The following is a 22,117-nucleotide window of genomic DNA, read 5'->3' as shown; positions in this document are numbered from 1 at the left end:
CATGGCCGCATCGCAAGTGGAATCGGGCTCGCCGGAGCAGCAACGTCCTGCCCATGCTCCGGCGGACCATCCCGTAATCCCTCGGCCCAAGGTAGGCGTCGTCCTGGTCAACCTGGGTACGCCGGACGCCACCGACTACTGGTCGATGCGCCGCTACCTCAACGAGTTTCTCTCAGACAAGCGCGTGGTCGACTACCCGAGCTGGAAATGGCAGCCGCTGCTGCAGCTGATCATCCTCTCGCGCCGGCCGTTCAAGTCCGGTGAGGCCTACCGTGGCATCTGGAACACCGAGAAAAACGAGAGCCCTCTGCTGACCATCACCCGGGACCAGGCGCACAAGGTCGCGGAGGGACTGCGTGAACGGCATGGTGACCAGATCCTGGTGGATTTCTGCATGCGCTACGGCAACCCTTCCACCGACAGCGTGCTGCGCCGCATGCAGGCCGAGGGCTGCGAGCGGATCCTGTTCTTCCCGCTCTACCCGCAGTACGCCTCGCCGACCACGGCGACGGCCAACGATCACGCGTTCCGTACCCTGATGAAGCTCAAGTGGCAGCCGGCTATCCGCACCGTACCCGCCTACTTCGAACACCCTGCGTATCTCGCGGCGCTGGCCAATTCTGTGCGCGAGACCTATGCCGCCGCCGAGAGCCCGCCGGAGGTGCTGGTCGCCTCCTACCATGGCGTGCCCAAGCGCTTCCTCATGGAGGGCGACCCCTACCATTGCCAGTGCCAGAAGACCACGCGACTGCTGCGCGAGCGGCTGGACTGGGAGGAGGGCGCCATCCAGACCGCCTTCCAGTCCCAGTTCGGGCCCGAAGAGTGGGTCGGCCCACAGACCGTGGATCACGTGGCCGAGCTGGCGCGCCAGGGCAAGAAGCATATCGCCGTGGTCTCGCCGGCGTTCTCCGCCGACTGCGTGGAGACGCTGGAGGAGATCCAGGAGGAGATCCGCGACAGTTTCCTGGCCGCCGGCGGAGAGCGCTTCACCTATGTTCCGTGCCTGAACGACCGTGATGACCATATCCAGGCGCTGCTGGCGATCATCGAGAATGAGCTGGGGGGCTGGGTCTGAATCACCGCGGGGAATGGACGATCAGGCCGCCACTGGCGGCCTGATCGTCTCAACGGAACATGCGTGAGCGCTTCTGCTTGCGGTATTTCCAGGGGTGTTTCGCCCGTGCCGGCCGCGCTACCCGGCTCTGGCCCACGTCCTCGTCGCGGAACTCCGGCACCGAGCCTCGCGTGCCGGTGGTGAAGCGCAGATGCATGTGCAGGCCGGTCTTGGCCAGCATGTGGCCGGTGACCGGCGCGGTGATGAACAGGAACAGCGTGATCAACAGCTCCTGCACGTGCAGCTCGCGCTGGGTGAGGGTGAAGTAGAGCATCGAGGCGATCAGCACGCAGCCGATACCCAGCGTGGTGCCCTTGGTGGGACCGTGCAGGCGCATGAAGAAGTCCTTGAACTGCAGCATGCCGAGCGAGCCGGTAAAGGCGAAGATACCCCCTGCCAGCAGCAGGAAGGAGATCACGGCCTCGGCAATCACGTAGAAGGTCATGTCACGTCCTCTATTCGATGATGTCGCCGCGCAGCAGGTAGCGGCAGATGGCCATGGTGCCGATGAAACCGAGCATGGCGATCAGCATTGCCGCCTCGAAGTAGGTCTTGGTATTCAGCCATAGTCCCAGCAGCACGATCAGGGCGATGGAATTGACGTACAGCGTGTCGAGGGCCAGCAGGCGGTCGGGCACATCGGGGCCGATGGCCAGCCGATAGACGTTCATGGACATGGCCAGCACGATCAGGGTCAAGCTGATCAACAGGGCGGTATCTAGCATTCGAAGATCTCCTTGAGCGGCCGCTCGTAGCGATCGCGGATCTCGCGGATCAGGGCCTGTTCATCGTCCAGGTCCAGGACGTGGATCAGCAGCGAGGAGCCGTCGAGGCGGATGTTGGTCGATACCGTGCCGGGGGTCATGGTGATGGTATTGGCGAGCAGCGTCACCGTCAGGCGGTCCTTGACCTCCAGCGGGTACTCGACGAAGCCGGGGTGCGGCTCACGCCGCGGCAGCAGGATCAGCAGGCTGACGTGAATGTTGGCCTTGACGATGTCGTAGAGCACGACAAGCACGAACCAGGCCAGCTTGAGCGGGTGCTTGACCTGCGGTAGCGGTTCCCAGAAGCGCCGAGTCAGCAGCGGGATGCCAATGGCCAGGACAAGCCCCAGCAACACCTGGCCGGGAGCGATGCTGCGCACCATCAGCAGCCACACCACCAGCAGCACCAGCGACAGGGTGGGCGTGGGCAAGTAGCGTCCAGTCGTCTTCATGGCGTATCCCCCGAGGCCCCGGCAAGCGGCGGAAGGTGGCTGCGGGCCAGCTCGTGTGTCGATTCATTGTCCAGCAACTGCTCGATGATCATCTGGGGGGCGGCCAGTTGGTCGGCGGTGGCCTGGGCGTAGTGGCTGATGGGCCCGGCGAAGGCCGCTAGCAGGGGGGCGCAGGCAAGCAGCCACAGCACGCCGGAGAGCTGGGCACGATTGACCTTGCCGGCACGCACCTCGCCCTTGTAGCTGGCCCAGAAGAACACTGAGCCGGCACGCGACATGGCGATCAGGGCACATAGCGCTGCCAGCAGCAGCAGTGGCCAAAGCCAGATCCGGGCGCCGCCCTCGGTGGCCTGCATCAGCAGCAGCTTGGCCAACGATCCGGCCAGGGGAGGCAGGCCTACCACGCCTACCGCAGCGACCAGGAATAGGCCGCCGAGGAGATGGCGCTGGTACAGGCGTCGTGCGCGCACCAGTCGCGTGCCGGCCTTGCCGCGCTGCTGCCCGATCAACTCGGCGATGAGAAACAGCGCGCCACAGATCAAGGTGGTGTGGGGCAGGTAGTAAAGCAGGGCGGAGGTCGCAGCAGGAGTATCCAGGGCAGTCGCTGCCAGCAGCGTGCCCACCGAAACCAGCACCAGGTAGGCCACGAGTGGCCTCAGGTCGCGGGCTGCCAATACGCCGATGGCTGCCAGCAGTATCGTCGCCAGGCCCGACCACCACAGCCAGTTGGTGATGGCGGTTTCGGCGATGCTGTCGACGAAGATCAGATTGTGGACGCGCAGAATGGCATACAGACCCAGCTTGGTCATGATGGCGAACAGCGCGGCAACCGGAGCCGGCGCCGAGGAGTAAGTGCGTGGCAGCCAGAAGTAGAGCGGCAGCAGGGCAGCCTTGAGACTGAAGACCACGATCAGCAGCAGGGCGCCGGCGGTCACCAGGGCGGCCTGGTCTCCCGACATCAGCGCCACGCGGCGGGCCATGTCGGCCATGTTCAGCGTACCGGTGGCGCCATAGAGGACGCCAAGGGCGATCAGAAACAGCGCCGAGCCGGCCACATTGAGAATGACATAGTGCAGGCCGGCGGCGACGCGCTCCTTGCCGCCGCCGTGCATCAGCAGGGCATAGGAAGCGAGCAGGGTGATCTCGAAGAAGACGAACAGGTTGAAGATGTCGCCGGTGAGGAAGGCTCCGTTCAGGCCCATCAGCTGCAGCTGGAAGAGGCCATGGAAGTAGCTGCCGCGCATGTCGTCGCCGGCGCAGGCAAACATAATGCAGCCGGTGGCCAGCACTGCCGTCAGCACAAGCATCAGTGCCGAAAGCCTGTCCAGCATCAGCACGATGCCGAAGGGGGCCTGCCAGTTGCCCAGCGCGTAGAAGGTCAGCTCCCCTGCGGCGGCCTGGCGCAGCAGCAGCAGGGTGACCAGCAGCAGCAGGCCGGTGAAGAGTACGCTTACCCGGCGCTGGGTCGTGTCGCTGGCCTTGCCGGAGAGCAGCAGTATCAAGGCGCCCAGCATGGGCAGCACAATCGGCAGGGAGACGAGGTGCTGGCTCATCGCGGTATGTCTCCTTCCTCACCCTGCTGGCCGTCCACATGATCCGAACCGAGATCGCCGCGGGCGCGGATCGCCAGGATCACGACGAAGGCGGTCATGGCAAAGCCGATGACGATGGCGGTGAGTACCAGGGCCTGGGGCAGTGGGTCGGTGGGTGTGAGCGATTCCCCGATGACCGCGGCGGCATGGGTGTTGAGGCCGCCGGTGGAGAACAGAAACAGGTTCACTGCATACCCCAGCAGGGCCAGGCCGATGATGACCGGAAACGTACGTCCGCGCAGTAGCAGGTAGATGCCGCTGGCCGTCAGCACCCCGACGACGATCGAGAAGAGAGCTTCCATCAGCGTTCCTCCAGCGTTGGGCGGTTGACGGTGGTGACGCGGCCCAGGTTGATCAGAATCATCAGCACGGCCCCGACCACGGCCAGGTAGACCCCGATATCGAACAGCATCGCCGTGGCCAGCTCGAACTCGCCAATCAGGGGCAGGTGGAAGTGGCCGAACGCCGAAGTCAGGAAGGGGTAGCCGAACAGCCAGCTGCCCAGGCCAGTGGCCAGGGCGACGGCCAGGCCGGATACGGCGACTATCGAATAGTTGAGCGGCAGCCGCTCCCGGGTCCAGTCGTAGCCTCGTGCCATGTACTGCAGCAGCAGGGCAGTGGCGGTGATGAGGCCGGCAATGAAGCCCCCGCCCGGCTGGTTGTGGCCGCGCAGGAAGATGTAGACCGAAACCAGCAGTGCCAGGGGCAGCAAAATCTGCGCTACGACGGAGAGAATCAGCGGGTAGCGATGACGCGACCAGCGAATGCCCTCGATGTTGCCGGATGGCATGAACAGGCGCAGGCGGTTGAGCAACTTGAAGGTGGCCAGCCCGGCGAGGGTCAATACGGTGATCTCGCCGAAGGTGTCGAAGCCCCGGAAATCGACCAGGATGACGTTGACCACGTTGGTGCCGCCACCGCCTGGCACGCTCTCGCGCAGGAAATAGTCGGCGATGGTCAAGGTTTCCCGGGTCAGTATGGCGTAGTTGAGCACGGCGACGACCAGGCCCAGCGAGACAGCCAGCAGCAGGTCGCGCAGGATGCGCCGTCCGGACACCAGCAAGGGCGGGCGCTGGGGGAGGAAGAACAGTGCCAGGATCATCAGGATCATCGAGGCGACTTCCACCGACAGCTGGGTCAGGGCCAGGTCGGGTGCCGAGAAGCGCACGAAGGTCAGCGACACCGACAGGCCCGTTACCGACAGCATCAGCAGCGAGACCAGTCGCCAGCGGTGGCTCAAGGCACTGCCGATGGCGCCGAACACCATCAGCCCGGCACCGAGGAACAGCATGCCGTCCAGCGGCTGAAGCCCGCGCTCGCCGGTCAGGCTGTCGAGATGGGCCAGGCCGATGGCGGCCATGACCAGTGCGCTGAGTATCAGCAGGGCCTGATAGCGCTGCAGCGAGCCGTTTTCCAGGCGCAGGGTGAGCCACAGCGCCCACTTGATCAAGCGCTGCACCGCGGCCTCGAAGATCAGCCCGGCGTTGCGCTCGGGGAAGAGCGAAGCGATACGGGCCATGTAGCGCTGCTGGCGCAGCACCATGATGCCGCCGGCGACGGCCACCAGGCTCATTGCAAGCGGCAGGTTGAGGCCGTGCCACAGTGCCAGGTGGAAGACCGGGGTGGTTTCGCCCTGCACGGCGAGGCTGGCAGCGTTGAGTAGCGGTGACGCCAGTGTCATCGGGAACAGGCCGACCAGCAGGCTCATGGCGGCCAGGAACAGGCCGGGAGCGAGCATGCCGCGCGCCGGGTCATGAACCTTCATGGGCGGCTGTGCCTTCTGCTCGCGAGTCAGCTTGGGTTCGGCAAAGAACAGACTCCAGATGAGGCGCAGCGAGTAGGCCACCGAAAGCATGGCGGCTACCACTACCAGCAGCGGTATCACCAGGCTGAGAGCGCCCAGCAGGTCGTTGATCAGGCTCTGCTCGAACAGCATCTCCTTGGACAGGAAGCCATTGAACGGCGGGAAACCGGCCATGGCGGAGCCGGCCAGTATGGTCATGGTGCCGGTCAATGGCATCATCGACCAGAGTGCCCCAAGGCGGTCGATGTCGCGGGTGCCAGTCTCGTGATCGATGATCCCCACCATCATGAACAGTGCCGCCTTGAAGGTGGCGTGGTTGAGGATATGGAAGACCGCGGCGACGATGGCCAGCGGGCTGCCCAGACCCAGCAGCAGCGTGATCAGGCCCAGATGACTGACGGTCGAGAAGGCGAGAATGCCCTTGAGATCTCGCTCCAGCAGGGCGAACCAGGCGGCGTAGAGCATGGTCGCCAGCCCCACTAGCGACAGGCTGACCGCCCACAGCGCAGTGTCGCCCAGCGCCGGGTTGAGGCGTGCCATCAGCAGCACCCCCGCCTTGACCATGGTGGCCGAGTGCAGGAAGGCCGACACTGGGGTGGGGGCGGCCATGGCGTGGGGCAGCCAGAAGTGGAACGGGAACTGGGCCGACTTGGTGAACGCGCCGAACAGCACCAGTGCCAGGATCAAGGGGTAGTTGGCAGATCCCCGGATAAGATCGCCCGACGCCAGCACGTCCGCCATGGCAAAGCTGCCGACGGCCTGGCCAATCAGCAGCACGCCGGCCAGCAGGGCGAGGCCGCCAGCGCCGGTGACGGTGAGCGCCATGCGTGCGCCACGCCGGGCATCGCTGCGGTGGCCCCAGAAGCCGATCAGCAGGAACGAGGAAATGCTGGTGAGCTCCCAGAACAGCCATAGCAGGATGAGGTTGTCCGCCATGGCGATGCCGAGCATGGCGGTCATGAACAGCATCATGTAGGCGAGGAAGCGGCCGTCGTCCTCCTTCGCCGACAAGTAGTGCCCGGCGTAGAGCAGGATCAGGCTACCGATACCCAGGATGAGCAGCGAGAAAAGCAGCGTCAGGCCATCGATACGCAGGGCGAGGTCGAGGCCCAGCAGCGGCATCCAGGGTATCTGTAGGCTGACCACGTCGCCGGCGATCACGCTGGGGGCATGCAGCAGCACCAGGCCGAGGGCGAGTAGCGGGGCGATCAGGGTGGCGGTGATGCAGGCCTTGCGGCCGTAACGGGCGGCGATGACCGGTACGAAGATACCGGCGATGGTAAGAAGGGGAATCCACAGCAACGACATGGTGGTTCGTCCATTCTGGCGGCGGGCGAGGCATGTGTCGCCACGATAGCGATGCATCGTCGCGGCGCAGGGTGCCGGGTACCACCCACAGGCTAATGGTAGCGATCAGGGATCGGCAGACCGGGTCGTCGTGAGCGTTGAATGAAAAAGCGTTGCCAAATCGCTATACTAGCAAGCCGTTTCACTGAGAAATCAACGTTCATCGTCGCCAGCTGCGGCGCAAAGTCTAATCCTTTTGCGCTGCAATAGACAGCCTGGATCGCCCGCAGACGCTCATTCTTTGGGCGTATTTTTTCGGCCGGAAGAAGGATTTCTTGAGTGGCGATGAGACGAGACACGGGGGCCTCCTGAGCGCTTCGGGAGGTGCGGTGCGATACCCCACCATCGTTCCGTGGCCGGTGTTCAGGCACCATGTCGCGGGGATGAATTGTCAGAAGGGAACTGCATGATCCAATTTGCCGTGCTGTCAGGATTCGTGTTGGCCGCCTTTGCGCCGCTGTTTCATCAGTGGTTCGGGGGGCGTGCCAGCTTTGTGCTGGCCGTGTTCCCGGCCCTGCTGGCGCTGTGGTTTCTCGGTCAGGTGCCGGCGGTGATGCAGGGAGAGGTGCTGTACCTGCAGCTGGACTGGGTGCCGTCCCTGGGCATGAGCCTGAGCTTCATGATCGATGGCCTGGCGTTGTTGTTCGCGCTGTTGATCACGGTCATCGGCACCTTCGTGCTGATCTACGCCGGCGGCTACCTCAAGGGCCACCGTGACCTGGTGCGCTTTCATGTCGTGATGCTGGCCTTCATGGTCTCGATGCTGGGGCTGGTGCTGGCTGATGGCTTGATCACCCTGTTCGTGTTCTGGGAGCTGACCAGCATCACGTCCTATCTGCTGATCGGCTTCAGTCACGCCGACATCGAGGCGCGCAAGTCGGCACGCCAGGGTCTGTTCGTCACCTTCGGCGGCGGGCTGGCGCTGATGGCCGGGCTGGTGCTGCTCGGTACCGCCAGCGGAAGCTGGTCGTTGGCGGAAATCACTGCCGGCGGCGTCGATCTGCGCGAGCACGATCTCTACCTGCCCATGCTGCTGTGCCTGCTGCTGGCCGCCTTCACCAAGTCGGCCCAGTTCCCGTTCCACTTCTGGTTGCCCAACGCCATGGCCGCCCCCACCCCTGTGTCGGCCTACCTGCACTCGGCCACCATGGTAAAAGCCGGCATCTATCTGCTGGCTCGCCTGCAGCCGAGCCTGGGCGGTACCGAAGCCTGGATCGGCATTCTCTCGGTAGTGGGCGCCTTCACCATGTTCACCGGCGCCTTCCTGGCCATACGCCACACCAACATCAAGAAGATGCTGGCCTACTCCACGGTGATGGCGCTGGGCACCCTGACCATGCTGCTGGGCATCGGCACCGAGGGGGCGCTGATCACCTTCGTCACCTTCCTGCTCGCCCATTCGCTCTACAAGGGGGCGCTGTTCATGGTGGCCGGTATCCTCGACCACGAGACCGGCACCAAGGACATTACTGCCATGGGCGGACTCCGGCCGCTGATGCCGGTGACGGCGATCATTGCCGTGATTGCCGCGCTGTCGCTGGCCGGTGCGCCACCCCTGTTCGGCTTCATCGCCAAGGAGTTGATGTTCGAGGCGGTGCTGGAAGCGCAAACCTTCGGCTTGCTGATCCTGTTGCTGGCCTTCGTTTCGGCTTTCCTCACCATCGCGGTGGCGGCCATCATCGCGTTGCGGCCGTTTTTCGGCGAGCGCCGTGCGACGCCACGCGTGGCGCACGAAGCGCCGCTGTCGATGCTTTTGGGACCTGCCTGCCTGGCAGCCCTGTCGCTGCTGCTCGGTGTCGTGCCGGTGCTTGCCGGAATGGGGGTGCTCACCGCGGCAGCCTCGGCGGTGATGGGCGAACCGGTCACCGTTTCTCTGTCGCTGTGGCACGGCATCAACATCCCCCTGGTCATGTCGATCGTCACACTGGGGCTGGGCTATGCGCTGTTCAGGCGCTGGGACCGCGTGCGTGCCCATCTTGCCCGGCTCAATCCCGTGGTGGCCCGCGGGCCCGAAGCGGGCTACGAAGCCATCATGCACTGGGTGACAGTGGTCTCCGACTGGCAGACGCGCATCCTGCAGAACGGTTATATGCGCAACTATATCCTCGTAATGGTAGTGGTACTGATCGCCTTGATTGGCAACTCGTTGCTGCTGCGCCATCCGCTCGAGATCGTCTTCGAGTTCGACGTTCGATTCCACGAAGTCATCGTGGTGGCCATGATGGTGCTGGGGGCGCTGTTCGCCGCCATTTCCCGCTCTCGGCTCAGCGCCGTGGTATCGGTGGGGATCATGGGCTTTTCCATCGCCCTGACCTTTATCCTCTTCAGCGCGCCGGATCTGGGCATCACTCAGCTTCTCGTGGAGACGTTGACGGTGATCCTGCTGGTGCTGGTGCTGTTCCGGCTGCCGCGCTTTGCCAGCCTGTCGACGCCGCTGGAGCGGGTGCGCGACATCCTGGTGGCGGGCAGCCTGGGGGTACTGGTCACCCTGTTGATCCTCACAGCCTGGGGTATCGATCAGTTCATTCCTATTTCCGAATACATGATCGAAAACAGCGTACCGTTGGCCCATGGACGCAATATCGTCAACGTGATTCTGGTCGACTATCGCTCGTTGGATACCCTGGGGGAGATCTTCGTGCTGGCCCTGGCTGCGATCGGAGTCATCGCCATGCTCAAGCTCAGGGCGCCGATCAAGTCTGCCAAGCCGTCAGCACCGGAGAAGGAGTCGGGCCATGGTTAAATCGGGCACTCTGATACTGCACACGGCGGCGCGAATCCTGATGCCGCTGCAGCTGCTGTTCTCCGTGTTCCTGCTGCTGCGTGGACACGACGAGCCGGGTGGTGGGTTCATTGCCGGGCTGGTGGCGGCAGGTGCGTTCACCCTCTACCTGTTTGCCTTCGGCGTCAGCGCCACCCGTGATGTGTTGCGTATGGTCGATCCACGCGACCTGATCGGCATGGGGCTGCTGCTGGGCATGATCTCGGTGTTTCCCGCCTGGTTCGTGGACCAGCCGTTTCTGACCGCTCAGTGGTGGACGATCCCGGGCGTCGACTTCTATGCCTCGACGCCGCTGATTTTCGATATCGGTGTCTATCTCGCCGTGCTGGGCTCGGTGCTGGCCATGGTCATGACGCTGATGGAGGTCGACAAGGATGAGCCTTGAGCACGCGAATATCCCATCGACGAACCCTCCGGGAGGATTGCTATGGAACCGGTGATGGCCGTCGCCATTGGCATGCTCTACGCAGCAGCCATCTTTCTCATGCTGCGTCGTTCGATCGTCAAGCTGGTGATCGGACTGATGCTGCTTTCCAATGCCGCCAACCTGCTGATCTTCACCTCTGCAGGCATGATTCGGGGGGCGCCGCCGCTGATACCGGAGGGCCTGCCGGCGCCACCGGGGGCGGTGGCGGATCCTTTGCCCCAGGCGGTGGTGCTCACCGCCATCGTGATTGCCTTCGGCGTGCTGGCTTTCGCCGTGGTGCTGATCCGGAGGGCCTATGAGATCGTCAAGGCCGATGACCTGGACAAGATGAAGGAAACCGATACGTGAGGCCCGAAGTCGCGCTCCCCATTCTTCTGCCGCTGTTGTCGGGTGCCATTTCGCTGCTGTTCTGGCGCTCTCGTCCCATGCAGCGCTTCACCGCCGTGGCCGGCAACCTCGCACTGCTCGGCGTGGCGCTGTGGCTGCTGGTCGCCGTCAAACTGGATGGCTATGTGGTGATCCAGATGGGCGGCTGGCAGGCCCCCTATGGCATTACCCTGGTGGCGGACATGCTGAGTGCCGTGATGGTCGTGATGACCGCCATCATCGGACTGACGCTCTCGATCTATTCGCTGGCCTCCACCGGGCCGGGCCATGAGCGTTTCGGCTTTTATCCGCTCATGCATTTGCTGCTGGCGGGGGTAGCCGGGGCCTTTCTTACTGGCGATGTCTTCAACCTCTATGTCTGGTTCGAGGTCATGCTGGTGGCCTCCTTCGCGTTGCTGATTCTCGGTGGGGAAAAGGCGCAGATGGAGGGGGCGATCAAGTATGTCACCCTGAACCTGCTGGCCTCGGTCATCTTTCTTTCTGCGGTGGGGCTGCTGTACGGCATGGTCGGCACACTCAACATGGCCGATGCCGCCCAGCGGCTGGCCGTGGCCGAGCATCAGGGCATGGTTGAAGTGCTGGCGGTGATGTTCATGGTGGCCTTCGGCATCAAGGCGGCGGCCTTTCCGCTGTTCTTCTGGCTGCCGGCGTCCTACCACACGCCGCCGGTGGCGGTGTCGGCGCTGTTTGCCGGCCTGCTGACCAAGGTGGGGGTCTACGCCCTGTTCCGTGTCTTCACCTTGCTTTTCGACCAGACGCTCGGTTACACCCAGGACATCCTGCTCTGGGGAGCGGCGTTGACCATGGTGACAGGCGTGCTCGGCGCGGCTGCTCAGTTCGAGTTCCGCCGCATCCTGTCGTTTCATATCGTCAGCCAGATCGGCTACATGATTCTGGGGCTGGCGCTATATACGCCGTTGGCGATCGCCGGGGGTATCTTTGCCGTGGTGCATAACATCGTGGTCAAGACCAATCTGTTCCTGATCAGCGGCATCACCCGGCGACTGCAGGGAACCTACGAGCTCAAGAAAATGGGCGGTCTCTATCGTGAGCGGCCGTGGCTGGCGGTGGCCTTTTTCCTGTCGGCCTTCGCGCTGGCGGGCGTGCCACCACTTTCGGGGTTCTTCGCCAAGTTCGTCATCGTGCGGGCGGGTATCGAGGCGGAGGCCTACGTGGTCACGGCGGTCGCCCTGCTGGTGGGGCTGCTGACCCTCTACTCCATGGTCAAGATCTGGAACGAAGTGTTCTGGAAGACCCTGCCGGAGGACAACCTGGTACCCGCCGAAGAGGTGCTGGTGGGTGACGACAGCCGCATGGTGCCGCCGAGCCTGTGGCTGATGTACCTGCCGGTGGCGCTGCTGGCCCTGTTCGCCCTGCTGATGGGTATCTTCGCCGAGCCGCTGATGGCGATGATGAACCAGATCGGCGACCAGCTCATGCACCCACAGGGGTACATCGATGCTGTACTGGGCGCAGAGGTGGGCGTCGAGGATGTCTTGATCGAAGCGCCGGAGCAGGAGGAGACGCCATGACCGGAGCTATCTGGAACCTGCTGCTGGCGCTGGCCTGGGTCATTCTTTCCGGTGACTTTTCCGGGCTCAACCTGGTCGTCGGGCTGGTATTCGGTTACATCACCCTGGTGCTGATCGAGCCGCAGGTCGAGGCCTTGCGCGGATACCCTGCGCGAATTCCGCGGATCATCCGGTTCCTGACGTTCTTCATCAAGGAGTTGGTGCAGGCCAACCTGCGGGTCGGCTTCGACATTCTGACACCGCCTTGGCACATGAAGCCGGGCGTGATTGCCATGCCGCTCGAGGCGCGTACGGAGCTCGAGATCACCATGGTCGCCAACCTGATCTCCTTGACGCCGGGCACCCTCAGCCTGGACGTCTCCGATGACCGTAAGGTGCTCTATATCCATGCGATGTTCCTCGACGATGAAGAGGAACTGCGCCGCAACCTCAAGGAGATGGAATATCGTGCACTGGAGCTGTTCCGTTGATTTCGCCTGTCGCGAGTGGGGAGTGATATGGCCACTGTGATTCTGATCAGCCAGGTGCTGATGAGCCTTGCCCTGATCCTGGCCTTCGTCCGGGTCGTGAGAGGCCCCAGCCTTCCCGATCGGGTGGTAGCGCTCGAGCTATTTGCCAGTATCGTGGTGGGACTGGTGGGGGTCTATGCCATCCAGACCGATGTTTCCAGCTTTCTCGACGCGGCCATCGTCATCGCCCTGATGGGCTTCCTGGCCGCCATCGCCTTTGCCCGCTTCCTGGAACGTGGGGGACCGCGAGATGATTGAAACCATCAAGGGCTTCCTGATCCTGACCGGGGCCCTCTTCATGCTGTTGGCCGCGATGGGGATCCTGCGCTTGCCCGACCTGCTCACTCGCATGCATGCGACCACCAAGGCGGCCGCACTGGGTGTGATCCTGATCATGCTGGCGGTGGCGGTACACTTCGGCGAGGTTGCCGTGGTGGCGCGAGCCTTCGCCATCATCGTCTTCGTGCTGATGACCGCTCCGGTGGCGGCGCACGTGATTGGCCGGGCAGGCTATTTCGTCGGCTCCAAGCTGTGGAGTGGAACGGTGAAGGACGAGCTGAGGCCTAACTACGATCCCCTTACCCATGAGTTGAAGAGCGGCTTGGAGACGGATGCCAATGCCGTTCATCAGCCAAGGGACAGCGATCCCAAATAAATCCGTCGTTCATCTAGCGCAGAGGCCGCCTTCGGGCGGCTTCCTGCGTTGGTTCCGGTATGAGTCTTGGCGGTCTGGCGTCGACTTTCCCGCGCTGCGTATTGCGCCAGGCGCATGGGAGTATTTCATGGCTGCCGTGGGGGAGGGCAGGTCTGACTAGCCTGGCCATGCGGGGGCATGGCGACCTGGGTGGCTGCGTGATCACGTGGCCTGCCCGAAGGGGTGGTGGCGCCGTCCATTCTGCGCGATGATCGCTGTTCACATCGCCAAGGAGAGCAGGAGCGAGAATGAAACGGACCCTTATGATCACCCTGGCGCCACTGCTTCTGGCGGGCTGCCAGAGCGGCCCGGTGAGCGAGGCCAGTGCGGCTGATGATGGCGCGGGGGAAGCGGTTGCCGAAGCGGTAGGGCAGGCCACCGCCCCGGGAGGAGTTGAGAATGCCGCGGTGGTCGAGCCGCCTGCCGACTTCACCTCCTGGCTGGCTGATTTTCGTCGCCAGGCGCGCAACGAGGGGATAAGCGAGGCGACACTGGCAGCTGCACTCGATGGGGTGCGTTATCAGCCCCGCGTGATCGAACTCGACCGCTCGCAGCCCGAGTTCGTACGTCCGATCTGGCAGTACCTGGATACCGCGGTTTCCCAGGCTCGGGTCAGCCAGGGACGCGCCAAGCTCGCCGAGCATCGCGACACGGCGGAGCGCATGGAGCAGCGCTATGGCGTGCCGGCCGAAATCATCGTGGCGATCTGGGGCATCGAGAGCAACTATGGGGGAAATTTCGGCAATTTCTCCACCCTCGAGGCGCTGGCGACCCTGGCGTTCGATGGCAGGCGTAGTGACTTCGCCCGCGGTGAGCTGATGGCGGCCCTGCGTATCATCGAATCAGGCGATATCGCACCACAGCGCATGATTGGCTCCTGGGCCGGCGCCATGGGCCACACACAGTTCATTCCCTCGAGCTTCGAGAGCTATGCCGTGGATGGCGACGGCGATGGGCGCCGCGATATCTGGAACAGCATCCCGGATGTCATGGCTTCCACGGCCAACTACCTGGCACGGGCTGGCTGGCAGTCCGGCCAGCCCTGGGCCGTCGAGGTGAGGTTGCCGAGCGACTTCGATTACGCCCAGACCGAGCTGTCCACGCGCCGCTCGAGCAGTGAGTGGGCCGAACAGGGGGTGCGCCGCATCGATGGCGGCAGCCTGCCTGGTTACCAGCAAGCCTCGTTGCTTGCTCCAGCGGGCGCCGAGGGTCCCGCCTTCCTGGTGGGACCCAACTACCGGGCCATCCTGCGCTACAACAATGCCACCAGCTATGCCCTGGCCGTCGGTACCCTGGCTGACAGGATTGCCGGGCGCGAAGGCATTCGCGCAGACTGGCCGAGGGACGTAGAGCCGCTCTCGCGCAGCCAGGTGCGCGAGATGCAGCAGGCGCTGAACCAGCGCGGCTTCGATGTGGGTGCGCCGGATGGGATCATGGGGCCCAACACGCGACGCGGATTGCGCGAGTACCAGCGCAGCATCGGCGTCACGCCGGATGGCTTTGCCACCCTGAGCCTGCTTCAACGGCTCCAGCGCTGAAACGAAGCCCCGCCTTGGCAAGCCCGGGCGGGGCGATCGGCTAGCGTTGTGCTTTAGTTGCCGGACCAGCGGTCCAGCGTTTCGCTGATGGTGCGCCCGGCCCGTTCGGCACCTTCCTGCGTGCGCTCCCAGGCCTGCTCGGCACCTTCGCCGACGCGGTCGGCGCCTCGGCGGGTCTGCTGCCACGCGCTGTCGGCGCCTTCCCCGGCGCTGTGCCACGCCTCCCGGGTTCGCTCGCGCGCCATGTCCCACCACTCCTGATCGTAGCGTGGCATGGCTTCGAGCGCCTCCGGGTCGGCATCGACAATGATGTCATGAACCGTATCGCCATCATCCTCGTAGTTGACCAGGCGATAGTTGGCATTGGTGATGACCAGATAGTCGCCTTCCAGGCCCATGTTGTCGTCGGGCTGAACCACGATGGCGTGCACCTGCCGGTCATCACCGAGCAGGATGTCGACCACTTCACCGGGCTGGGTGTCCGGTGCCGCTTCGAAATGCACCTCGGCATCGAAGAGGGCGCGAGTCGAGTAAAGCCCCTGCGGTTCGAACTGGGCCTGAACGCCGCTGGCGAGCCCGGCAACGAAAAGTCCGGTCGCGGCGGCGAGGGTCGTCCTTGTGATGCGTGGCTGTGTCATCGTATTGCCCTCCTTATCCTTGGTGACACAGATAGTGTAGTAAACGTAAGAGTGTCGGGTCGCTGGAACCGCGGCGGCGGAGCAGGGTCCATGAAGCGTCGATGACAAAAGGAGGTTCGTCCATGAAGGGAAAGTGCTTCGGATATACCAGGCAAAATGTTCAACGCTGCCTGCTCGGTGTCGCGGGTGCGCTGCTGCTGGCGGCGCCGGCCATCGCCGACGAGGACAAGGCGGTCTTCGGCTGGGTCGAGAAGAGCACGCTCGAGCCTTGGGGGGTCGAAGTCAAGGCCAAGCTGGATAGCGGTGCCCTGACCTCGTCCCTGGATGCTCGTGATATCGAGACCTTCGACAAGGACGACGAGGAGTGGGTGCGCTTTCGGCTCGAGCTGACCGACGAGGCCAGCGGCGAGTCTTTCGAGGAGCAGCTTGAGCTGCCGCTCTATCGTGATATCCGGGTGCGCGGCGCCGGCGGGCGTGACGAACGCCCCGTGGTGCTGATGAAGATCTGCATGGGCGATACCGTCCACGAGGAGCAGTTCAGCCTGCGCGATCGTGGCGAGATGCACTACCCCCTGCTGTTGGGACGACGCACCATCGGCCATTTGGGGCTGCTCGACGTGACGCGGACGTTTTTGAACAGCCCGCAGTGTGATGATGAAAGCGAGGTCATGCGCTACGACGATGAGCCAGTGGAGGGCATCAAGCCTGATGATGCTTGAGCCGCCGGATCAGAACAGCCGGGCTAGCAGCGCGACCACTGCCGTCTCCACTCGCAGGATGCGCGGGCCCAGGTGGATGCCTGTGCAGCCGGCCTCAAGCAGGCGCTCCACTTCGTAGGGGATGAATCCGCCTTCCGGCCCGATCAACAGCACCGCGGGCCCGTCGAGGCCTCTCGGGCAGGGTTCAGGCATGCCGGGATGCGCCAGCAGCCCGCGGCGGCCGGTGAGAAGTGCAGGCAGGCGATCCTCGACGAAGGGGCGAAAGCCCTTGGCCAGGTGTACCTCGGGCAGCACCGTGTCGCGTGCCTGCTCGAGACCCAGTAGCAGATGCTCGTGGATCTTGGCCGGATCGAGCTCGGGGGACTGCCAGTAGCTCTTCTCCACCCGGCGGGTATGCAGCAGGGTGACCTCCTTGACCCCAAGCGCGGTGACGTGCTCGAGGCTCCTGGCCAGCATGCGGGGTCGTGGCAGGGCAAGTACGAGGTGTACCGGCAGCGCCGGGGGAGGCGTTATGCCGATGTCGTCGAGAGTGAAGCGCGCTTCGTCATCGGAGAGTAGCGTCAGCTCGCCTCGCCCTATGCCGCCGTTGCGGATGCCGACGGTCATGACATCGCCCACCTGGGCGCGATGCACCTCCTTCAGATGACGCAGGCGGCGGGGGTCGCGCAGGCATGCCAGGCGGTCGTGCTGGATCTCTTCCGGGTCGAACAGGATCAGGTTCATCGTGTCTCGTTGGTCGCTTCGATTTGCAAGGGCGGTTGCGCGGTGCACAATAGCAGCCAAGGGCAAGCCTGCCTTCAAAAAAAAGGAGTGCCGTCGTGCGCGTGATTCGCAAGTATGCCAACCGTAGGCTCTATGATACTCAACAGAGCCGCTATGTAACGCTGGAGGATCTGCGCCGCCTGGTGCTCGACGAGGAGCCGTTCCGAGTCGAGGATGCCAAGACCGGCGAGGATCTGACCCGCACCATCCTGTTGTCGATCATCATCGAGCAGGAGCAGGCCGACGGCGATGCCGAGGTCTTTTCCAACGATCTGCTGGCTCAGTTCATACGCGTATACGACATGGCGCAGCCGTTGCCCCTGGCCCGCTACCTGGAGCAGGGGACTCAGCTGATGCTCGAGCAGCAGAAGCGCATGCAGGACCAGTGGCAGCAGGCCATGCGCCACTCGCCCATGGAACTGATGCGTGAGATGGCCGAAGAGAACATGCGCTTCTGGCAGCAGGCGATCGGCCAGGGGCAGAACGTCAAGCAGGACGAGGATGACGACAAGAAATCCTGAGCAGGGCGGCGAGTCGGACAGCTTTCTGCCATAATGCCGCGACGTTTTCCCAGCCGAACCTCGGGCCCGGCCTACGCTCGGGCCCGCGCAGCAAGAGACAGGAAAAATTAAGCGGATGAAGGTCTTGATCATCGGCGGCGGTGGCCGCGAACACGCCCTGGCCTGGAAGGTCGCTCAATCGCCTCGCGTCGAGCGGGTTTTCGTGGCGCCCGGCAATGCCGGCACAGCCCATGAGCCGGGCTTGACCAACGTCGCCATCGAGGTCAATGAATTGGAGCGTCTGGTGAGCTTTGCCCGCGACGAAGGCGTCGAACTCACCATCGTCGGCCCCGAGGCGCCGCTGGTCGAGGGGGTGGTCGATCGTTTCCGTGACGCAGGGTTGTCAATTTTCGGCCCCACCCAAGGTGCTGCCCAGCTGGAAGGTTCGAAGTCCTTCACCAAGGATTTTCTCGCTCGCCACGCCATTCCCACTGCGGCATACCGCACTTTCACCGAGGTCGAGCCGGCACTGCGCTACCTTGCCGAGCAGGGTGCGCCTATCGTGATCAAGGCCGACGGCCTGGCGGCGGGCAAGGGCGTGATCGTGGCCATGACCCTGGCCGAAGCCGAGGCGGCGGTGCGCGACATGCTCGAGGCCAACGCCTTCGGCGACGCAGGAGCCCGGGTGGTGATCGAGGAATTCCTTGAGGGCGAGGAGGCGAGCTTCATCGTCATGGTCGACGGGGCCACCGTGCTGCCCATGGCCACCAGCCAGGATCACAAGCGTGCCCTGGATGGCGACGAAGGCCCCAATACCGGCGGCATGGGCGCCTACTCGCCGGCACCGGTGGTGACCGAAAGCGTGTACGAGCGCATCATGGAGCGTGTCATCATGCCCACGGTGCATGGCATGGCCGCCGAAGGACATCCGTATACCGGCTTCCTCTACGCTGGGCTGATGATCGATGCCGAAGGCAACCCCAAGGTCATCGAGTACAACTGTCGCTTCGGCGACCCCGAGACGCAGCCGATCATGCTGCGCCTGCAGTCGGAGCTGGCCGAGCTGTGCCTAGCCGGAGCGCAAGGCGCGCTGGCCGGCCATACCTGCGAGTGGGATCCGCGCGCTGCCGTCGGTGTGGTAATGGCCGCGGGCGGCTATCCTGGCAGCTATCGCAAGGGCGACGCCATCGAGGGGCTCGAGGCGGCCGAAGCCACCGGCTGCAAGGTCTTTCATGCCGGCTCCGCCGAGGACGACCAGGGACGTATCGTGACCAGCGGAGGCCGCGTGCTGTGCGTCACCGCCCTGGGGCAAGGCGTTTCCCAGGCCCGTGACCTGGCTTACCAGGGCGTGGCAGCGATCCGCTGGACCGATGCGCAGTTCCGTCGTGATATCGCCCACCGCGCCATTGCCCGGGAGCAGCAGGCCAACTGAGACGGTCTGCCTTTACCGATTGACAACAAGCACCAGGGAGCGAGCATGGAGCGCATCAAGCTGGAATATCCCGACGCCGATATCGTGCATCGCCAACCGTTGTCGGTGCGTATCACGGACATGAACTATGGCCGCCACCTGGGCCATGACACCCTGGTTTCGCTGCTGCACGAGGCGCGTATCCAGGCTTTCGGCGCCCTCGGTCTCAGCGAGTGGGATATGGGGGGCTTTCCCAGCGTGGTGGCCGACTTGGCCGTGCAGTACCAGTCCGAGGCCCGCTGGCCGGATGCCCTGGTGGTGGAAACGGCCATTGCCGAGCCCACCGGCAAGGCGCTGGTTGTCTATCACCGGGTGCTGCATGCCGAAGGTGGCCGCCCGGTGGCGACCGCGCGCCTCAACGTGGTGCTGATCGACCCGGAAAAAGGCCGCAGCGTGGCGATTCCCGACAGCGTGCGCCACGCCCTTGCCAAGGTGGAGAGGGGCTGATGTCCCGTGAATATCCGATCATCGCCGTGACCGGCTCCTCCGGAGCCGGGACCACCACGGTGAAGCGTACCTTCGAGCGCATGTTCCTCCGCGAAGACGTGCATGCCGCCTTCGTCGACGGCGACGCCTTCCATCGCTACTCCCGCGAGGAGCTGGCGCGGATCTTCCACGAGGAGCCGGAGCGCAAGAGTCAGCTTTCCCATTTCGCCGTGGAAGCCAACCAGCTGGATCGCCTCGAGGCGCTGTTCCAGGAGTACGGCGAGCACGGCACCGGCACCTATCGGCACTACATTCACGCCGAAGACAAGCAGATGATCGAGGCCGGCTATCAGGTCGGCACCTTCACCGAGTGGCAGCCCCTGCCCTGCGGCACCGACTTGCTGTTCTACGAAGGCCTGCACGGTGGCCTGGTCACGGCGGAGCATGATATCGCGCGGCACGTCGACCTGCTGGTGGGCGTGGCGCCGACCATGAATCTGGAATGGATTCAGAAGATCGATCGCGACATCAAGCTGCGCGGCTACTCTCAGGAGGCGGTGATCGATACCATCCTGGGACGCATGAACGATTACGTGCGCTATATCCAGCCGCAGTTCTCGCGCACCCATATCAACTTCCAGCGCGTGCCTACGGTAGACACTTCCAACCCCTTCGAGGTGCAGGACATCCCCAACGACGCCGAGTCGTTCGTGGTGATCCGCTTCCGCGACCCCTCGACGGTGGACTTCCCCTGGCTGCTGGCCATGATTCAGGATTCCTTCATGAGCCGCCCCCACACCCTGGTAGTGCCGGGCGCACGGGTGTCGCTGGCTATCGAGCTGATCCTGGCACCGCTGGTGCGCCACCTGCTGGCCCAGCGGCGTTTTCGCTGACGCTGGACCGGCCAGCGGCATGCCCACGAAAGCGAGAGAGGAGTTCGAGCCGATGCAAGACTGCCTGTTCTGCAAGATCGTCAAGCGCGAGATTCCTGCCGACATCGTCTACGAGGACGAGCAGGTGCTGGCCTTCAACGACATCAATCCCCAGGCGCCGACCCATGTCCTGGTGATTCCCAAGCAGCACATCGCCACGCTCAACGACATCGAGGAGCAGGACCAGGGACTGGTCGGCCGGCTACCCCTCATTGCTGCCCGCCTGGCCGGTGAGCGAGGCCACGCCGATGCTGGCTACCGCGTGGTGATGAACTGCAATGACCAGGGCGGCCAGACGGTCTATCATATTCATATGCACCTGATGGCCGGTCGCCGCTTTACTTGGCCGGCTGGCTAGCTGGCGCTTTGCGGTGAAAGCCGCGCGCGTCGAGGCGTGCGACGCATCAGGTGCACCTTGTTCATGGCGCCACCCCGTTGGGTGGCGCTGCCGTGCTAGCCTGCCGGCCTGAGCTTGCGCGGGCAGGCAAGCACGACGTGAAGCGAACCGTTCGAGGGTGAGATGAACCGCCACTATTCCCATGCCGACAACCTGGTCCACCAGTTCGATACCGTGCTGCGAACATTGATCCCCCACGCGGCGCATGCCAGTCGCCCTTCACCGGCGACGGCGGATATCCAGGATGACGCCATGACGGCTGAGGAGCGCCGTCACGCTGCGGGCCTGATGCGAGTCAATCATACCGGCGAGGTGTGTGCCCAGGCCCTGTATCAGGGGCAGGGTTGCACTGCCAAGCTACCTCAGGTGCGTGAACAGATGGAGCAGGCCGCCCAGGAGGAGATCGATCACCTGGCTTGGTGCGACGAGCGGCTGCAGGAGCTCGACAGCCAGACCAGCCTGCTCAATCCCGTTTTCTATGCCGCCTCCTTCGGGCTGGGGGCGGTGGCCGGGGCCATCGGCGATCGGGTCAGCCTGGGCTTCGTTGCTGCCACCGAGGAGCAGGTGGGCAAGCATCTGGAGGAGCACATGGTCAAGCTGCCCGCGGGGGACCATCGCTCCCGAGCCGTGCTGCGTCAGATGGCCATCGACGAAGCGCACCACGCCCATCTTGCACTGGAAGCCGGCGGGGCGCGCTTCCCGGCACCGGTCAAGTTCGGCATGTCGCTGATGGCCAAGGTCATGACCAAGAGCGTCTACCGGATCTGATCCCGCGCCGGGAGAACGCCTGGAAAACAACGCATTCGGGCCCGTACTGGCGGGCCCGAATGCGTTGATCTTGCTGACCGGCTCAGTCGTCGATGATGCTGTAGGAGTGGGTGACTTCCACGCCGCCCTTGGCCAGCATGATCGAGGCGCTGCAGTATTTCTCGGCGGAGAGTTCCACGGCGCGCTTGACCTGGCTTTCCTTGAGGTTGTGGCCGCTGACGGTGAAGTGCAGGTGGATCTTGGTGAAGACCGCAGGTACCGCATCGGCGCGCTCGGCCTCGACGCTGGCATAGCAGTCGGTCACGCCGGCGCGTGATTTCTCGAGGATCTCCAGCACGTCGAAGGAGGCACAGGCGCCCATACCCATCAACAGCATTTCCATCGGGCGCGGCCCGGTATTGCGCCCGCCGTGGTCGGGCGGGCCGTCGATCACCACGCTGTGACCACTGCCTGATTCGGCAACGAACTGACGACCATCGGTCCATTTGACGCTGGCTTTCATGAGCTGGGCTTCCTTATCGCTGTGTACGTAGATGACGAAGAGCATACCACTGCGCCAGCC

Annotated in this window: 26 protein-coding genes; 16 read left to right on the top strand and 10 right to left on the bottom strand. The window is 64.0% G+C overall.

The features are described from left to right. Position 1 precedes the first annotated feature (1 nt). A complete protein-coding gene (hemH, locus tag H1D44_RS13475; protein ID WP_181515380.1) occupies positions 2-1,075 on the top strand; it encodes a ferrochelatase in 1,074 nt (357 codons plus the stop codon). A gap of 49 nt (positions 1,076-1,124) precedes the next feature. Here the strand turns inward: hemH and H1D44_RS13470 are convergent, their stop codons facing one another. From H1D44_RS13470 to H1D44_RS13440, 7 genes are all read right to left on the bottom strand, one after another. Then, entirely contained in the window at positions 1,125-1,559 is a 435-nt protein-coding gene (locus tag H1D44_RS13470; RefSeq protein WP_181515379.1) for a Na+/H+ antiporter subunit G, read from the bottom strand. A 10-nt stretch (positions 1,560-1,569) separates the two neighbouring features. Further along, the gene (locus tag H1D44_RS13465; RefSeq protein ID WP_181515378.1) at positions 1,570-1,839 is read right to left on the bottom strand and encodes a K+/H+ antiporter subunit F; all 270 of its coding nucleotides are present in this window, start codon (positions 1,837-1,839) and stop codon (positions 1,570-1,572) included. Then, the gene (locus H1D44_RS13460) at positions 1,833-2,330 is read right to left on the bottom strand and encodes a Na+/H+ antiporter subunit E (RefSeq protein WP_181515377.1); all 498 of its coding nucleotides are present in this window, start codon (positions 2,328-2,330) and stop codon (positions 1,833-1,835) included. Before H1D44_RS13460 ends, H1D44_RS13465 begins: the two co-directional genes overlap by 7 nt. Then, complete coding sequence (locus H1D44_RS13455) at positions 2,327-3,883, bottom strand: monovalent cation/H+ antiporter subunit D (protein WP_181515376.1); 1,557 nt, start codon at positions 3,881-3,883, stop codon at positions 2,327-2,329. The genes H1D44_RS13460 and H1D44_RS13455 overlap by 4 nt, the downstream gene beginning before the upstream one ends. Further along, positions 3,880-4,224: a Na+/H+ antiporter subunit C gene (locus H1D44_RS13450; RefSeq protein ID WP_181515375.1), complete on the bottom strand. Its 345-nt coding sequence runs from the start codon at positions 4,222-4,224 to the stop codon at positions 3,880-3,882. Before H1D44_RS13450 ends, H1D44_RS13455 begins: the two co-directional genes overlap by 4 nt. Next, positions 4,224-7,034, bottom strand: a complete 2,811-nt coding sequence (locus H1D44_RS13445; RefSeq protein WP_181515374.1) for a monovalent cation/H+ antiporter subunit A — start codon at positions 7,032-7,034, stop codon at positions 4,224-4,226. The genes H1D44_RS13450 and H1D44_RS13445 overlap by 1 nt, the downstream gene beginning before the upstream one ends. Positions 7,035-7,126: 92 nt before the next feature. Beyond that, positions 7,127-7,372, bottom strand: coding sequence for a hypothetical protein (locus tag H1D44_RS13440; protein ID WP_181515373.1), 246 nt, complete (start codon positions 7,370-7,372; stop codon positions 7,127-7,129). A gap of 110 nt (positions 7,373-7,482) precedes the next feature. On the opposite strand from H1D44_RS13440, the gene H1D44_RS13435 reads away from it, so the two are divergent. From H1D44_RS13435 to H1D44_RS13400, 8 genes are all read left to right on the top strand, one after another. Continuing rightward, on the top strand, positions 7,483-9,816 hold the full coding sequence (locus H1D44_RS13435) for a putative monovalent cation/H+ antiporter subunit A (protein WP_181515422.1): 2,334 nt from the start codon (positions 7,483-7,485) through the stop codon (positions 9,814-9,816). Next, a complete protein-coding gene (locus H1D44_RS13430; RefSeq protein WP_181515372.1) occupies positions 9,809-10,240 on the top strand; it encodes a Na+/H+ antiporter subunit B in 432 nt (143 codons plus the stop codon). Before H1D44_RS13435 ends, H1D44_RS13430 begins: the two co-directional genes overlap by 8 nt. A 42-nt stretch (positions 10,241-10,282) precedes the next feature. Then, on the top strand, positions 10,283-10,630 hold the full coding sequence (locus H1D44_RS13425) for a Na+/H+ antiporter subunit C (RefSeq protein WP_181515371.1): 348 nt from the start codon (positions 10,283-10,285) through the stop codon (positions 10,628-10,630). Continuing rightward, positions 10,627-12,201, top strand: coding sequence for a Na+/H+ antiporter subunit D (locus H1D44_RS13420; protein WP_181515370.1), 1,575 nt, complete (start codon positions 10,627-10,629; stop codon positions 12,199-12,201). The genes H1D44_RS13425 and H1D44_RS13420 overlap by 4 nt, the downstream gene beginning before the upstream one ends. Continuing rightward, positions 12,198-12,671 (top strand): Na+/H+ antiporter subunit E, encoded by a 474-nt coding sequence (locus tag H1D44_RS13415; RefSeq protein ID WP_181515369.1) that lies wholly within the window; start codon positions 12,198-12,200, stop codon positions 12,669-12,671. The genes H1D44_RS13420 and H1D44_RS13415 overlap by 4 nt, the downstream gene beginning before the upstream one ends. A 27-nt stretch (positions 12,672-12,698) precedes the next feature. After that, complete coding sequence (locus H1D44_RS13410; protein WP_181515368.1) at positions 12,699-12,968, top strand: MrpF/PhaF family protein; 270 nt, start codon at positions 12,699-12,701, stop codon at positions 12,966-12,968. Then, entirely contained in the window at positions 12,961-13,365 is a 405-nt protein-coding gene (gene mnhG / locus H1D44_RS13405) for a monovalent cation/H(+) antiporter subunit G (RefSeq protein ID WP_181515367.1), read from the top strand. The genes H1D44_RS13410 and mnhG overlap by 8 nt, the downstream gene beginning before the upstream one ends. 287 nt (positions 13,366-13,652) lie before the next feature. Next, positions 13,653-14,942: a lytic murein transglycosylase gene (locus H1D44_RS13400; RefSeq protein ID WP_238984454.1), complete on the top strand. Its 1,290-nt coding sequence runs from the start codon at positions 13,653-13,655 to the stop codon at positions 14,940-14,942. Positions 14,943-14,995: 53 nt separating this feature from the next. Here the strand turns inward: H1D44_RS13400 and H1D44_RS13395 are convergent, their stop codons facing one another. Next, complete coding sequence (locus tag H1D44_RS13395) at positions 14,996-15,580, bottom strand: PRC-barrel domain containing protein (RefSeq protein ID WP_181515366.1); 585 nt, start codon at positions 15,578-15,580, stop codon at positions 14,996-14,998. 122 nt (positions 15,581-15,702) lie between these two features. Here H1D44_RS13395 and rloA3 point away from each other — a divergent pair, with 122 nt between their 5' ends. Further along, positions 15,703-16,299, top strand: a complete 597-nt coding sequence (rloA3, locus tag H1D44_RS13390) for a retropepsin-like aspartic peptidase RloA3 (protein WP_181515365.1) — start codon at positions 15,703-15,705, stop codon at positions 16,297-16,299. 9 nt (positions 16,300-16,308) lie between these two features. Here rloA3 and H1D44_RS13385 read toward each other — a convergent pair whose 3' ends face one another. Then, entirely contained in the window at positions 16,309-17,022 is a 714-nt protein-coding gene (locus H1D44_RS13385; RefSeq protein ID WP_181515364.1) for a 16S rRNA (uracil(1498)-N(3))-methyltransferase, read from the bottom strand. Between the two features lie 95 nt (positions 17,023-17,117). Here H1D44_RS13385 and phaR point away from each other — a divergent pair, with 95 nt between their 5' ends. From phaR to coq7, 6 genes are all read left to right on the top strand, one after another. After that, on the top strand, positions 17,118-17,582 hold the full coding sequence (gene phaR / locus H1D44_RS13380) for a polyhydroxyalkanoate synthesis repressor PhaR (protein WP_181515363.1): 465 nt from the start codon (positions 17,118-17,120) through the stop codon (positions 17,580-17,582). A 115-nt stretch (positions 17,583-17,697) separates the two neighbouring features. Next, positions 17,698-18,993: a phosphoribosylamine--glycine ligase gene (purD, locus tag H1D44_RS13375; protein ID WP_181515362.1), complete on the top strand. Its 1,296-nt coding sequence runs from the start codon at positions 17,698-17,700 to the stop codon at positions 18,991-18,993. A 45-nt stretch (positions 18,994-19,038) separates the two neighbouring features. Beyond that, positions 19,039-19,479, top strand: a complete 441-nt coding sequence (locus tag H1D44_RS13370) for an acyl-CoA thioesterase (protein WP_181515361.1) — start codon at positions 19,039-19,041, stop codon at positions 19,477-19,479. Further along, the gene (locus H1D44_RS13365; RefSeq protein WP_181515360.1) at positions 19,479-20,351 is read left to right on the top strand and encodes a phosphoribulokinase; all 873 of its coding nucleotides are present in this window, start codon (positions 19,479-19,481) and stop codon (positions 20,349-20,351) included. The genes H1D44_RS13370 and H1D44_RS13365 overlap by 1 nt, the downstream gene beginning before the upstream one ends. 52 nt (positions 20,352-20,403) lie before the next feature. Next, positions 20,404-20,748: a histidine triad nucleotide-binding protein gene (locus H1D44_RS13360; RefSeq protein ID WP_181515359.1), complete on the top strand. Its 345-nt coding sequence runs from the start codon at positions 20,404-20,406 to the stop codon at positions 20,746-20,748. Between the two features lie 162 nt (positions 20,749-20,910). Next, on the top strand, positions 20,911-21,555 hold the full coding sequence (coq7, locus tag H1D44_RS13355; protein ID WP_181515358.1) for a 2-polyprenyl-3-methyl-6-methoxy-1,4-benzoquinone monooxygenase: 645 nt from the start codon (positions 20,911-20,913) through the stop codon (positions 21,553-21,555). An 82-nt stretch (positions 21,556-21,637) separates the two neighbouring features. Here the strand turns inward: coq7 and H1D44_RS13350 are convergent, their stop codons facing one another. Continuing rightward, positions 21,638-22,057: an OsmC family protein gene (locus H1D44_RS13350; RefSeq protein WP_181515357.1), complete on the bottom strand. Its 420-nt coding sequence runs from the start codon at positions 22,055-22,057 to the stop codon at positions 21,638-21,640. Positions 22,058-22,117: the final 60 nt, after the last annotated feature.

This window comes from Billgrantia kenyensis, from assembly GCF_013697085.1.
In the GTDB taxonomy this organism is placed as follows: domain Bacteria; phylum Pseudomonadota; class Gammaproteobacteria; order Pseudomonadales; family Halomonadaceae; genus Halomonas; species Halomonas kenyensis.
This window is presented reverse-complemented; position numbering and strand designations above follow the sequence as displayed.